The following is a 12,498-nucleotide window of genomic DNA, read 5'->3' as shown; positions in this document are numbered from 1 at the left end:
AAATCAATTATTTGCAAGTATATACAGGATAAAAAGCAGTCAAAATCACATTGTTAATAAAAAAATATTGAAAATTAGCGAATTGCGTTTTGTCAATTAGGAAAAAATTTGTACCTTTGCCCTCGCTTAAAAAAATATTTTATAAATGCCAACAATTTCACAATTAGTACGAAAAGGAAGAGCTAAAATAGCCAAGAAGAGTAAATCGGCTGCTTTGGATTCATGTCCTCAACGTCGTGGCGTATGTACACGTGTGTACACCACTACTCCTAAGAAACCAAACTCAGCTATGCGTAAAGTAGCGCGTGTGCGTTTGACCAATGGGAATGAGGTGAACGCTTACATCCCAGGAGAAGGACACAACCTCCAAGAGCACTCGATAGTATTGGTAAGAGGCGGAAGAGTAAAAGATTTACCAGGGGTACGTTACCACATCGTACGTGGTGCACTGGATACTGCTGGGGTAAATGGAAGAACCCAAAGACGCTCTAAGTATGGAGCCAAACGCCCTAAACCAGGACAAGCAGCTGCAGCACCAGCTAAAGGAAAGAAAAAGTAAATTTTTTAAAACCGTCTAAAAGAATCAAATGAGAAAGAGACAAGCTAAAAAAAGACCTCTTTTACCAGATGCAAAATATAATGACCAGTTGGTTACTCGCTTTGTGAATAACCTAATGTGGGATGGTAAAAAGTCAGTGGCTTTTAAGATTTTCTATGATGCTATTGATATCGTAGAACAAAAGAAAAATAATGAGGAAAAAACGGCTTTGGAAGTGTGGAAAGATGCCCTCTCCAATGTAATGCCTCATGTGGAAGTACGTTCTCGCCGTGTAGGGGGAGCTACTTTCCAAATCCCTATGCAAATACGCCCAGACCGCAAAGTGTCTATGGCTATGAAGTGGCTTATTGGCTATGCTCGCAAGCGCAATGAAAAGTCAATGGCTCAGAAATTGGCAGGAGAAATCCTCTCCGCTGCCAAAGAAGAAGGTGCCGCTGTAAAGAAAAAAATGGATACACATAAGATGGCAGAAGCCAACAAGGCATTCTCTCACTTTAGATTTTAATTTGTGGTAGTATGAGTAGAGATTTAAAATATACAAGAAACATTGGTATTGCCGCTCACATTGATGCGGGTAAAACTACTACCACTGAGCGTATCCTTTTCTATACAGGTAAAACGCACAAAATAGGGGAAGTACACGATGGTGCTTCTACTATGGACTGGATGGAACAAGAAGCAGAACGCGGGATTACTATCCAATCGGCTGCTACCACTTGTAAGTGGAACTTCCCTACAGAAAATGGAAAACCTACAGCCGATGCTAAGGAATATCACTTCAACATTATCGATACCCCAGGCCACGTGGACTTTACCGTGGAGGTAAACCGCTCTCTTCGTGTATTGGATGGTTTGGTGTTCCTCTTTTCTGCTGTAGATGGGGTAGAACCTCAGTCCGAAACTAACTGGCGCCTTGCGGACAACTATAAAGTGCCTCGTATGGGATTTGTCAACAAAATGGACCGCCAAGGTTCTGACTTCCTTAAGGTATGCCAACAGGTGAAAGATATGCTTAAATCCAATGCCGTGCCTATCGTACTTCCTATAGGGGAAGAAGCTGATTTCAAAGGTGTGGTGGATTTGATCAAAAACCGTGCTATTATATGGCATGAGGAAACTCAAGGAGCTACTTTCGACATCGTAGACATCCCTGAAGATATGAAAGCCGATGTTGCCAAATATCGTGCACAACTTATCGAAGAGGTGGCTGGATATGACGAAGGTCTTTTGGAGAAATTCATGGAAGACGAAAACTCTATCACTGAAGAAGAAGTACACAAAGCACTTCGCGCAGCAGTAATGGATATGGCTATCATCCCTATGACTTGTGGTTCTTCTTTCAAGAACAAGGGAGTACAGTTCATGCTCGATGCTGTATGCCGCTACTTGCCTTCTCCACTTGACAAAGAAGCTATCGAAGGAACTAACCCTGAGACAGGAGAGCCTGCCCTTCGCAAGCCTTCAGTAGATGCGCCTTTCGCTGCCTTGGCTTTCAAGATTGCTACTGACCCTTATGTAGGGCGCTTGGCTTTCTTCCGTGCTTATTCAGGACACTTGGATGCAGGTTCTTATGTATTGAACACTCGTTCAGAAAGCAAAGAACGTATCTCTCGTATCTACCAAATGCACGCTAATAAGCAAAATCCTATCGAATATATAGAAGCAGGTGATATCGGAGCTGCAGTAGGGTTCAAGGATATCAAAACAGGGGATACCCTTTGTGATGAGAAATATCCTATCGTACTGGAAAGTATGGTGTTCCCTGACCCTGTAATTGGTATTGCAGTAGAACCTAAGACTAAGGCCGACGTGGACAAATTGGGTATGGCTCTGGCAAAACTCGCTGAAGAAGACCCAACTTTCCAAGTAAAAACAGACCAAGCTTCAGGACAGACTATTATCTCTGGTATGGGAGAACTTCACTTGGATATCATCGTAGACCGCTTAAAACGTGAGTTCAAGGTAGAAGTAAACCAAGGAGAACCTCAGGTAGAGTACAAAGAAGCTATCACTGGTAAGGCTGATCACCGTGAAGTCTACAAAAAACAAACAGGGGGTCGTGGTAAGTTTGCCGATATCGTCTTTACTATGGAACCTGCTGAAGAAGGTAAGACCGGATTAGAATTCATCAATGAAATCAAGGGAGGTAACATTCCAAAAGAATATATCCCTTCTATCGAAAAAGGTTTCAAAGAAGCTATGAAGAATGGACCTTTGGCTGGCTTCGAAATGGATGCTATGAAGATTACCCTTAAGGATGGTTCTTTCCACCCTGTGGATTCCGATTCATTGTCCTTCGAATTGGCTGCTAAGCTTGGTTACAAAGAGGCTGCTCGTGCTGCCAAAGCCGTGCTTATGGAACCTATTATGAAGCTTGAAGTAATCACTCCAGAAGAAAACATGGGGGACATCGTAGGAGACCTTAACCGTCGCCGTGGTCAGGTAAATGACATGGGGGATAGAAATGGTGCTAAGGTGATCAAAGCCAACGTACCACTTTCTGAAATGTTCGGTTATGTAACCACTCTTAGAACCCTTTCATCAGGGCGTGCGACTTCTACTATGGAGTTCTCTCACTATGCAGAGACACCTTCCAATATTTCTGAAGAAGTGATCAAAAAAGCAAGAGGTAATTAATTTTGTAAAGAAATGAGTCAAAAAATAAGAATAAAATTAAAATCATACGATCATAACTTGGTGGATAAATCTGCTGAGAAAATCGTAAAAACAGTGAAATCAACAGGAGCTGGAGTAGTAGGACCTATTCCTCTTCCTACTCACAAAAAGTTATTTACGGTACTTCGTTCTCCACACGTGAATAAGAAAGCGAGAGAACAGTTCCAATTGAGCTCTTACAAGCGCCTATTGGATATCTACAGTTCTTCTCCTAAAACTATTGACGCTCTTATGAAGCTTGAGCTTCCTAGTGGAGTAGAAGTAGAGATCAAAGTGTGATAAAAGCAAAACGGAAGATTTGCTTGACTTGTCCCAAAACAATAGCGTGAGGGAAAAACGGTATAACAAGTGATATTCAGGGTTGAAATATTTGACCCTGAATTTCAGATTGTAAAATTGGGATTATTTCACAATAGAAGTTTTCCTGATTTTGCGTAAAGAAAAAAATAAGTTCAAATTAAATTTTATTATATGTCTGGGTTAATTGGAAAAAAAGTAGGCATGACCAGCATTTTTGATGAGAATGGAAAGAATATCCCATGTACCATCATCGAAGCAGGACCATGCGTAGTTACCCAAGTCAGAACCAAAGAGGTTGACGGGTATGAAGCTCTTCAGCTTGGTTTCGATGACAAAAAGGAGAAACATACTTCAAAAGCAGCAGCTGGGCACTTTGCCAAAGCGGGCGTTACTCCTAAAAAGAAACTTGTCGAGTTCCAAGGCTTTGAGAGCACTTACAAATTAGGCGATACAATTACTGCCGAATTTTTTGTAGAAGGTGAGTTTGTGGATGTAACAGGTACTTCCAAAGGGAAAGGATTCCAAGGGGTAGTACGCCGCCACGGTTTCGGTGGAGTAGGTCAGTCTACTCACGGTCAGCATAACCGACTCAGAGCACCTGGTTCTGTAGGAGCCTCTTCTTACCCTTCTCGCGTATTCAAAGGAATGCGTATGGCAGGACGTATGGGAGCTGAAAAAGTAACAGTACAAAACCTAAAAGTGTTGAAAGTGATTCCTGAAAAGAACCTTATTATCCTAAAAGGATGTGTTCCAGGTCACAAAAATGCTTATGTAACGATTCATAAATAATGGAAGTAGCAGTAGTAAATATACAAGGAAAAGAAACAGGAAGAAAGGTAACCCTTTCTGAGGCTGTTTTCGGGATTGAGCCTAATAATCACACCATTTATTTGGATATCAAACAATACTTGGCCAATCAGCGACAAGGAACTCACAAGTCCAAAGAGCGTAACGAAGTAGCAGGAAGTACTCGTAAGATCAAAAAACAAAAAGGTACAGGTACTGCTCGTGCAGGTAGCGTGAAATCCCCTGTCTTCGTAGGTGGTGGACGCATATTCGGACCTCGCCCTAAGGACTATACTCAAAAACTTAACAAAAAGGTAAAACGCTTAGCTCGCCGTTCTATCCTAAGCCAAAAAGCACAACAGGGAGCTATTATTGTATTGGAAGATTTCTCTTTGGAAACTCCTAAAACTAAGGACTTCACTAAGATCTTAGCCGCTTTGGGGATCCAAGATAAAAAATCACTTTTTGTATTGGCGGATACAAATAAAAATGTATATTTGTCCTCTCGCAATATCCCATCTGTAAATACAGTAACAGCCTCAGAACTAAATACTTACGATATTGCCAATGCAAAAACTGTAGTATTGTTGGAGAGCTCAGTAGAGGTGATTCAGTCAAATTTAACAAAGTAAGATTATGAGTATATTGATAAAACCAATCATTACAGAGAAAGCCACTAATGATAGCGAAGTGAATAATCGTTATACCTTTTCTGTAGATAAAAAGGCTAACAAGATTCAAATCAAAAAAGCGGTAGAAGAGGCTTATGGAGTTACTGTTGAGAAAGTACGTACTCTTAATTATGCACCAAAGCGTTCTGTTCGCTATACTAAAAATGGCTTACAACTTTCACAAACTAATGCAGTAAAGAAAGCTGTAGTGACTGTAAAAGAAGGAGAAATCATAGATTTTTATAACACTATTTAAAAGACCTTATGTCAGTAAGAAAATTGAAACCCACGACTCCGGGTCAGCGTTTTAGAGTGGTAAATAATTACGATGCGATTACCACTGATAAGCCGGAAAAGAGCTTGCTCGTTCCGTTAAAAAAGACCGGGGGTAGAAACAACCAAGGGAAGATGACCATGCGCTACATAGGTGGTGGTCACAAGAAAAAGTATCGTATCATTGACTTCAAAAGAAACAAATTCGGTGTAGAAGCTACCGTTGTTTCTATTGAGTATGACCCAAACAGAACAGCCTTCATCGCGCTAGTTCAGTACACTGACGGAGAAAAGCGCTATATCATCGCTCCAGCAGGATTGAAGGTAGGTCAGGTGATTATCTCTGGAGACAATGTAGCTCCTGAAGTAGGTAACGCTATGCCACTGGCTCAGATCCCTCTAGGAACTGTAATCAGCAATATAGAGCTTCGCCCAGGACAAGGAGCTATCATGGCTCGCTCAGCTGGAACTTTCGCGCAGCTTATGGCTAAAGAAGGTAAGTATGCTACTGTCAAATTGCCTTCAGGAGAGACCCGCATGATTTTGCTCACTTGTTTAGCAACTATCGGCGCTGTATCGAACTCCGACCATCAGTTGGTACTTTCTGGTAAAGCAGGTCGCTCTCGCTGGCTCGGTCGTCGTCCTCGTACACGTGCTGTAGTAATGAACCCTGTAGATCACCCCATGGGTGGTGGTGAAGGACGTGCCTCAGGAGGTCATCCTCGCTCTCGTAAGGGTATCCCTGCCAAAGGTTACAGAACTCGTTCTAAAACCAAGGCTAGTAATAAGTATATTGTAGAACGTAGAAAGAAATAAGTAAGATATGGCTCGTTCATTAAAAAAAGGTCCTTATGTTCATTATGCCTTGGAGAAAAAAGTACTCCAAAATAAGGAAACAGGAAAGAAAACCATTATCAAAACATGGTCAAGAGCATCTATGATTACTCCTGATTTCGTAGGAGAAACTATCGCAGTGCACAACGGAAAACAATTCGTTCCTGTATATGTTACTGAAAACATGGTAGGACATAAGTTAGGAGAATTTGCCCCTACTCGTTCTTTTAGAGGACACGCAGGTGCAAAGAATAAAGGTAAAAAATAAAAGCTATGGGAGTTCGTAAAAGAGAAAAAGCAATAGAGATTAAAGAAGCGAAACGAAGTGTGGCTTTTGCTAAATTGAATAATTGCCCTACATCGCCTCGCAAGATGCGCTTGGTAGCTGATTTGGTTCGTGGTATTTCTGTAGAAAAAGCACTAGCTATTCTAAAGTTCAACCAAAAAGAAGCAGCAACCTCTTTGCATAAACTATTACTTTCAGCTATTGAAAACTGGAAAGTTAAAAACGAAGGGGCAGATATCGAAGCTGCACAAGTATTCATTAAGGAAATCCGTGTAGATGGGGGTGCGATGCTCAAAAGACTTCGCCCAGCTCCTCAAGGAAGAGCACACAGAATTCGCAAACGTTCCAATCACGTAACTATCGTATTAGGAGCTAAAAATAACACTGAAAGCTAAGATAAAAGTATGGGACAAAAAACAAATCCAATAGGGAATCGCCTTGGAATTATCAGAGGATGGGAATCCAACTGGTACGGAGGAAATGACTACGGAGACAAATTGGCTGAGGATGACAAAATCAGAAAATATGTGCATACTCGTTTGGCTAAAGCTAGTGTTTCTCGCGTAATTATTGAAAGAACTTTGAAGCTTGTAACCGTTACTATCACTACTTCCCGACCAGGAAGCATCATCGGTAAGGGAGGTCAAGAGGTAGACAAGCTAAGAGAAGAACTTAAGAAAATTACTGGAAAAGATATTCAAATCAATATCTTTGAAATCAAAAGACCAGAACTTGACGCTCCGCTTGTGGCAGCAAGTATCGCTCGACAAATTGAGAACCGTATCTCCTACCGTCGTGCTATCAAAATGGCTATCGCTGCTACTATGCGCATGAATGCCGAAGGTATCAAAATCCAAATATCTGGCCGTCTCAATGGTGCTGAAATGGCACGTAACGAAAGCTACAAAGAAGGTCGTATCCCTCTTTCTACTTTCCGCGCCGATATCGATTATGCTACCGACGAAGCTCATACTACTTATGGCCGTATGGGTATCAAGGTTTGGATCATGAAAGGTGAAGTATATGGTAAAAGAGAACTTTCTCCACTAGTGGGAATGACTAAGAAAAACCTTAACGGTTCTTCTGCTTCCAAAGAGGGAAGTTCTGATGCAAAACGTGCTCGCCGAAAAAAATAATTTAAATTCAGTCAAGCAATGTTACAACCAAAAAGAACAAAATATCGTAAGGATCAGAAGGGAAGAATGAAAGGTGTTTCTCAGCGAGGACATCAGCTCTCTAACGGAACATTTGGTATCAAATCCTTAGAATCAGCTTTTATTACTGCCCGTCAAATAGAGTCCGCTCGTGTAGCAGCTACTCGTTATATGAAGCGTGAAGGACAGCTTTGGATCAAAATTTTCCCAGATAAGCCTATTACCAAAAAACCTTTGGAAGTACGTATGGGTAAGGGTAAAGGAGCTGTTGAGTACTGGGTAGCGGTAGTAAAGCCAGGACGTATCCTATTCGAAGTAGGTGGTGTACCTTTGGAAATCGCCAAAGAAGCCCTTCGCCTTGCCGCTCAGAAGTTACCCGTAACTACTAAGTTCGTTGTAGCGAGAGATTATCAAGATTAATTTTATTAACAATGAAACAGTCAGAAGTTAAAAATTTATCAGTCGCTGAGCTCGAGCAAAAGCTCATCGAACTTAAGAATACATATTCGGGAATGAAAATGGCTCACGCCATTTCTCCAATTGAGAATCCACTAACTATCCGTACTACGCGTAGAGCTATCGCACGTATAGAAAGTGAGCTAACTCGTAGGAAATTACAATAATCATTGTGGCTTAATATGGAAAAGAGAAATATCAGAAAAGAAAGAATAGGGATAGTTACCAGCAACAAAATGGATAAATCCATTGTGGTATCTGTAGTAAAACGTGTAAAACACCCTATGTACGGAAAATTCGTATTACAAACCAAAAAGTTTGTTGCACACGATGAAAAAAATGACTGCAACATCGGGGATACCGTGCGCATTATGGAAACACGTCCACTTAGCAAAACTAAGTGCTGGCGATTAGTAGAAATCATAGAAAGAGCGAAGTAATTATGGTACAACAAGAATCAAGATTAAAAGTAGCAGATAATACCGGAGCCAAAGAAGTTTTGACTATCCGTGTACTTGGAGGAACTAAGCGCCGCTATGCTTCTGTAGGTGACAAAATTGTGGTTACTATCAAAGAAGCCACTCCTAACGGAACTGTAAAAAAAGGCCAAGTATCCACCGCTGTAGTGGTAAGAACCAAAAAAGAAGTAAGACGCCAAGATGGTTCTTACATCCGTTTTGATGAAAATGCTTGCGTACTACTCAACGCTGCTGGTGAAATGAGAGGTACCCGTGTCTTCGGCCCTGTAGCACGCGAACTCCGTGACAAGCAGTTTATGAAAATTGTGTCATTAGCACCCGAGGTGCTTTAATATCTGTCCGATAATGATAAAGCTAAAAATTAAAGCAGGCGATACCGTGCAAGTAATCGCTGGTGACCACAAAGGGGAAAAAGGTAAAGTACTCAAAGTGGATCGCGAAAAAAATAGAGCTATCGTGGAAGGTGTGAACTTAGTATCTAAACATACCAAACCCAGTGCACAAAACCCTCAGGGGGGCATCATCAAAAAAGAAGCTCCTATTCATATCTCTAACCTCTCTCTTTTAGACCCTAAAACAGGAGAAATTACTCGCGTAGGATATGAACAACGTGATGGTAAAAAAGTAAGAATTTCTAAAAAATCAAAACAAGTAGTGTAATTATGACATATATACCTCGACTTAAAAAGGAATATAAGGAGCGCATAATTGCAGCTCTTAAGGAAGAATTTGGTTACAAAAATGTAATGCAAGTTCCTAAACTTGAAAAAATCGTAGTAAGCCGCGGGGTAGGCTCTGCTGTTGCTGACAAAAAGCAAATAGAGTATGCCGTAGAGGAAATCACTAAGATTACCGGTCAGAAAGCCGTCGCTACTACTTCCAAAAAGGACGTGGCTTCTTTTAAGCTCCGCCGTGGTATGTCCATCGGAGCTAAAGTAACTCTCCGTGGAGAACGTATGTATGAGTTCCTCGATAGGCTCATCACCACTGCCCTTCCTCGTGTAAGGGATTTCCAAGGAATCAAGGCTACAGGATTTGACGGACGTGGCAACTATAACTTAGGTATCACCGAACAGATTATCTTCCCTGAGATTGATATTGATAAAATCAACAAAATCGCAGGTTTCGATATTACCTTCGTTACTTCTGCTCCTACCGACAAAGAAGCAAAATCATTATTAACCGAATTAGGATTACCTTTTAAAAAGAATTAATATGGCGAAAGAATCAATGAAAGCTCGTGAAGTCAAAAGAGCTAAATTGGTAGCAAAATATGCAGAAAAACGCAAAGCTCTTAAGGAAGCTGGTGACTATGAAGCATTACAAAAACTACCTAAAAATGCATCTCCTGTACGCTTGCACAATCGCTGCAAACTCACAGGTCGCCCTAAAGGATATATGCGCACATTTGGGATCTCTCGTGTGCTCTTCCGTGAAATGGCAAACAAAGGACTTATTCCGGGTGTAAAAAAAGCAAGTTGGTAATTAAATAAGAAAAGTTATGTACACAGACCCAATCGCGGACTATTTGACTAGAATTCGCAACGCCAGTAGTGCAGGGCACCGAGTAGTAGAAATCCCTTCTTCAAACCTTAAAAAGGAAATTACCAAAGTCCTTTTTGACCAAGGGTATATCCTTAGCTATAAGTTTGAAGAAAATGATGTACAAGGTACTATCAAAATAGCCCTCAAATACGATAAAGAAACCAAAGAACCTGTTATCAGAAAAATTGTACGTGTAAGTACCCCTGGACTTCGTAAGTATGTAGGGGCTAGCAAGCTTCCTCGTGTATTGAACGGACTTGGTATCACTATCGTTTCTACCTCTAAGGGTGTTATGACTGGAAAACAAGCCAGAGCTCTTAACATAGGTGGAGAAGTAATTTGTAATGTTTACTAAAAAAATAGACTTAAAAAATGTCAAGAATAGGTAAAGCTCCCATCAGTATTCCTCAAGGAGTGACAATTACTATCAAAGAAAATATTGTTACTGTAAAAGGAAAACTCGGCGAATTAACCCAAGTGGTTAAAGACGTTGCTGTAAAGCAAGAAGATGGACAACTCATAGTGGAAAGACAATTAGATACTAAGCAAGGTAATGCACTACACGGTCTTTATCGTGCCCTACTTCACAATATGGTCGTAGGAGTATCTGAAGGTTTTACCAAAGAGTTAGAACTTGTAGGGGTAGGTTACCGTGCTACTAACCAAGGTCAAAGACTCGACCTTGCGCTCGGTTTCTCTCACAATATCCTCATGGAACTCCCTCAAGAAGTTAAAGTAGAAACTATCAACGAGAAAGGTAAGAACCCTATCATTAAGCTTACCTCTCATGATAAACAATTATTAGGACAAGTAGCAGCTAAGATTCGTTCTTTCCGCAAGCCAGAACCTTACAAAGGAAAAGGTGTCAAGTTTGTAGGTGAAGAACTCAGAAGAAAAGCAGGTAAATCAGCTTAAAAAGTAACATAATGGCATTATCAAAAATAGAAAGAAGACAACGTATTAAGTTCAGAATCAAAAAAATAGTTTCTGGAACTGCTCAAAAACCTCGTTTGGTTGTTTTTAGAAGTAATAGTGAAATCTATGCACAGATCATCGATGATACCAAAGGTGTTACTCTAGTAGCAGCCTCTTCTCGTGATAAGGATCTAAAGGCAACAGGTACCAAAACTGAAAAAGCAAAACAAGTAGGTCAAGCTATCGCTAAAAAAGCTTTAGCTGCTGGTATCGAATCTATCTCTTTTGACCGAGGTGGCTATTTGTATCACGGACGTGTAAAATCCTTAGCAGAAGGAGCTAGAGAAGGCGGACTTAAATTCTAAGAAACTATGTATCAGAACTATAAAAATGTAGAATATGTAAAACCAAGCGGATTGGAACTTAAGGATCGCTTGGTGGGCGTACAACGCGTAACTAAGGTTACCAAAGGAGGACGTGCTTTCGGATTCTCTGCTATTGTAGTGGTAGGAGATGAAAATGGCGTAGTAGGACAAGGACTCGGAAAGTCTAAAGAGGTTTCTGAGGCTATTGCCAAAGCGGTGGAAGATGCTAAGAAAAACTTAGTTCGTATCCCCCTAAATGGTACTACCCTTCCTCACGAACAAAAAGGAAAATTCGGCGGAGCTCGTGTATATCTCCAACCTGCCGCAGAAGGTACCGGAGTAATTGCCGGTGGAGTAGTACGTGCCGTGTTGGAATCCTTAGGAGTACATAACGTACTCTCCAAATCTCAAGGATCTTCTAACCCTCACAATGTGGTAAAAGCTACTTTCGATGCTTTGCTTAGGCTCAGAAGTGCTAAAACCATTGCTCAGCAACGTGGTATTTCCTTGGATAAAATGTTTAAAGGTTAAAAAGCATTCTCATGGCAAAGAAAATTATCGTAACACAGACTCGTAGTAGCATAAAGCGTGCTAAAACCCAAAAACTCACCCTTATCTCTTTAGGGTTGGGAACTATCGGGAAATCCGTAACGCATGAGGCTACCCCAAGTATCTTGGGAATGATTAATAAAGTAGAACACTTAGTTTCTGTACAAGAAGCATAATAAACAAAGTAGCATTTAATTATGAATTTAAGTAATTTGAAACCTGCACAAGGTTCAGTACACAAAGATGGGAAGCGCGTAGGTAGAGGTCAAGGTTCTGGTAAAGGTGGAACCTCCACTCGTGGACACAAGGGAGCTAAATCTCGCTCTGGATTCTCTACTAAAATTGGCTTTGAAGGGGGACAAATGCCTCTTCAACGTCGCGTACCAAAATTTGGTTTCAAAAACTTCAACCGTAAGGAATATACTGGTATCAACCTCGGAAAACTACAAGAATTGGTAGACAAGGGTGTAGTTACCGATACAGTCAATCTCGATATCCTCGTGGAAAACCGCTTGGCTAATAAGAATGACTTGGTTAAAATCCTTGGTGGAGGAGAGTTGAAAGCAAAACTTAAGATCTCTGTTCATAAGTTCACTGCTAGCGCTAAAGCTGCTGTGGAAAAATTAGGTGGAGAAGCTATAACGCTCTAA

24 protein-coding genes are annotated in these 12,498 nt (G+C 40.9%); all 24 read left to right on the top strand.

Annotated elements, in window-relative coordinates; genetic code table 11:
- The first annotated feature begins 145 nt into the window (after positions 1 to 145).
- The 24 genes from rpsL (at position 146) to rplO (ending at position 12,498) form a co-directional block, all read left to right on the top strand.
- Entirely contained in the window at positions 146 to 559 is a 414-nt protein-coding gene (rpsL, locus tag CGC50_RS07215; RefSeq protein ID WP_002666477.1) for a 30S ribosomal protein S12, read from the top strand.
- A 28-nt stretch (positions 560 to 587) separates the two neighbouring features.
- Positions 588 to 1,064: a 30S ribosomal protein S7 gene (rpsG, locus tag CGC50_RS07210; protein WP_002666721.1), complete on the top strand. Its 477-nt coding sequence runs from the start codon at positions 588 to 590 to the stop codon at positions 1,062 to 1,064.
- Positions 1,065 to 1,075: 11 nt separating this feature from the next.
- Positions 1,076 to 3,196, top strand: a complete 2,121-nt coding sequence (gene fusA, locus CGC50_RS07205) for an elongation factor G (RefSeq protein ID WP_002666671.1) — start codon at positions 1,076 to 1,078, stop codon at positions 3,194 to 3,196.
- A 12-nt stretch (positions 3,197 to 3,208) separates the two neighbouring features.
- Positions 3,209 to 3,514, top strand: coding sequence for a 30S ribosomal protein S10 (gene rpsJ, locus CGC50_RS07200; protein ID WP_002666495.1), 306 nt, complete (start codon positions 3,209 to 3,211; stop codon positions 3,512 to 3,514).
- 192 nt (positions 3,515 to 3,706) lie between these two features.
- Complete coding sequence (gene rplC / locus CGC50_RS07195; protein WP_002666801.1) at positions 3,707 to 4,324, top strand: 50S ribosomal protein L3; 618 nt, start codon at positions 3,707 to 3,709, stop codon at positions 4,322 to 4,324.
- Entirely contained in the window at positions 4,324 to 4,953 is a 630-nt protein-coding gene (rplD, locus tag CGC50_RS07190; protein ID WP_002666846.1) for a 50S ribosomal protein L4, read from the top strand. The genes rplC and rplD overlap by 1 nt, the downstream gene beginning before the upstream one ends.
- Before the next feature lie 4 nt (positions 4,954 to 4,957).
- On the top strand, positions 4,958 to 5,248 hold the full coding sequence (gene rplW / locus CGC50_RS07185) for a 50S ribosomal protein L23 (RefSeq protein WP_002666440.1): 291 nt from the start codon (positions 4,958 to 4,960) through the stop codon (positions 5,246 to 5,248).
- Between the two features lie 8 nt (positions 5,249 to 5,256).
- Positions 5,257 to 6,081 (top strand): 50S ribosomal protein L2, encoded by an 825-nt coding sequence (gene rplB / locus CGC50_RS07180; protein WP_095910240.1) that lies wholly within the window; start codon positions 5,257 to 5,259, stop codon positions 6,079 to 6,081.
- 7 nt (positions 6,082 to 6,088) lie between these two features.
- Positions 6,089 to 6,367: a 30S ribosomal protein S19 gene (gene rpsS, locus CGC50_RS07175; protein ID WP_002666664.1), complete on the top strand. Its 279-nt coding sequence runs from the start codon at positions 6,089 to 6,091 to the stop codon at positions 6,365 to 6,367.
- A 5-nt stretch (positions 6,368 to 6,372) separates the two neighbouring features.
- Positions 6,373 to 6,780: a 50S ribosomal protein L22 gene (gene rplV, locus CGC50_RS07170; protein WP_002666697.1), complete on the top strand. Its 408-nt coding sequence runs from the start codon at positions 6,373 to 6,375 to the stop codon at positions 6,778 to 6,780.
- Positions 6,781 to 6,789: 9 nt separating this feature from the next.
- Positions 6,790 to 7,521, top strand: a complete 732-nt coding sequence (gene rpsC / locus CGC50_RS07165; RefSeq protein ID WP_002666843.1) for a 30S ribosomal protein S3 — start codon at positions 6,790 to 6,792, stop codon at positions 7,519 to 7,521.
- An 18-nt stretch (positions 7,522 to 7,539) separates the two neighbouring features.
- Positions 7,540 to 7,959 (top strand): 50S ribosomal protein L16, encoded by a 420-nt coding sequence (gene rplP / locus CGC50_RS07160; RefSeq protein ID WP_002666859.1) that lies wholly within the window; start codon positions 7,540 to 7,542, stop codon positions 7,957 to 7,959.
- Positions 7,960 to 7,970: 11 nt separating this feature from the next.
- The gene (gene rpmC, locus CGC50_RS07155; RefSeq protein WP_040359515.1) at positions 7,971 to 8,162 is read left to right on the top strand and encodes a 50S ribosomal protein L29; all 192 of its coding nucleotides are present in this window, start codon (positions 7,971 to 7,973) and stop codon (positions 8,160 to 8,162) included.
- A 15-nt stretch (positions 8,163 to 8,177) separates the two neighbouring features.
- Positions 8,178 to 8,435: a 30S ribosomal protein S17 gene (gene rpsQ, locus CGC50_RS07150; protein WP_002666735.1), complete on the top strand. Its 258-nt coding sequence runs from the start codon at positions 8,178 to 8,180 to the stop codon at positions 8,433 to 8,435.
- Between the two features lie 2 nt (positions 8,436 to 8,437).
- Positions 8,438 to 8,806 carry a 50S ribosomal protein L14 gene (rplN, locus tag CGC50_RS07145; protein WP_002666690.1) on the top strand — a complete coding sequence of 123 codons (369 nt, stop codon included), beginning with the start codon at positions 8,438 to 8,440 and terminating at the stop codon, positions 8,804 to 8,806.
- 13 nt (positions 8,807 to 8,819) lie between these two features.
- The gene (gene rplX / locus CGC50_RS07140; RefSeq protein ID WP_002666524.1) at positions 8,820 to 9,134 is read left to right on the top strand and encodes a 50S ribosomal protein L24; all 315 of its coding nucleotides are present in this window, start codon (positions 8,820 to 8,822) and stop codon (positions 9,132 to 9,134) included.
- A 2-nt stretch (positions 9,135 to 9,136) separates the two neighbouring features.
- Complete coding sequence (rplE, locus tag CGC50_RS07135; RefSeq protein ID WP_002666890.1) at positions 9,137 to 9,688, top strand: 50S ribosomal protein L5; 552 nt, start codon at positions 9,137 to 9,139, stop codon at positions 9,686 to 9,688.
- Between the two features lies 1 nt (position 9,689).
- Positions 9,690 to 9,959, top strand: coding sequence for a 30S ribosomal protein S14 (gene rpsN, locus CGC50_RS07130; RefSeq protein WP_002666758.1), 270 nt, complete (start codon positions 9,690 to 9,692; stop codon positions 9,957 to 9,959).
- 16 nt (positions 9,960 to 9,975) lie between these two features.
- Positions 9,976 to 10,374 (top strand): 30S ribosomal protein S8, encoded by a 399-nt coding sequence (rpsH, locus tag CGC50_RS07125; RefSeq protein ID WP_002666601.1) that lies wholly within the window; start codon positions 9,976 to 9,978, stop codon positions 10,372 to 10,374.
- Positions 10,375 to 10,391: 17 nt separating this feature from the next.
- Positions 10,392 to 10,934 (top strand): 50S ribosomal protein L6, encoded by a 543-nt coding sequence (rplF, locus tag CGC50_RS07120; RefSeq protein ID WP_002666716.1) that lies wholly within the window; start codon positions 10,392 to 10,394, stop codon positions 10,932 to 10,934.
- 11 nt (positions 10,935 to 10,945) lie between these two features.
- Positions 10,946 to 11,299, top strand: a complete 354-nt coding sequence (rplR, locus tag CGC50_RS07115; protein ID WP_002666877.1) for a 50S ribosomal protein L18 — start codon at positions 10,946 to 10,948, stop codon at positions 11,297 to 11,299.
- A gap of 6 nt (positions 11,300 to 11,305) precedes the next feature.
- Entirely contained in the window at positions 11,306 to 11,830 is a 525-nt protein-coding gene (gene rpsE, locus CGC50_RS07110) for a 30S ribosomal protein S5 (RefSeq protein WP_002666854.1), read from the top strand.
- A gap of 11 nt (positions 11,831 to 11,841) precedes the next feature.
- Complete coding sequence (gene rpmD / locus CGC50_RS07105) at positions 11,842 to 12,024, top strand: 50S ribosomal protein L30 (RefSeq protein WP_002666626.1); 183 nt, start codon at positions 11,842 to 11,844, stop codon at positions 12,022 to 12,024.
- 21 nt (positions 12,025 to 12,045) lie between these two features.
- Positions 12,046 to 12,498, top strand: coding sequence for a 50S ribosomal protein L15 (rplO, locus tag CGC50_RS07100; RefSeq protein WP_002666677.1), 453 nt, complete (start codon positions 12,046 to 12,048; stop codon positions 12,496 to 12,498).

The organism is Capnocytophaga gingivalis, assembly GCF_002302415.1.
Lineage (GTDB): Bacteria > Bacteroidota > Bacteroidia > Flavobacteriales > Flavobacteriaceae > Capnocytophaga > Capnocytophaga gingivalis.
The sequence above is the reverse complement of the archived record's forward strand: the minus strand, read 5'-3'. Positions and strand labels throughout refer to the sequence as shown.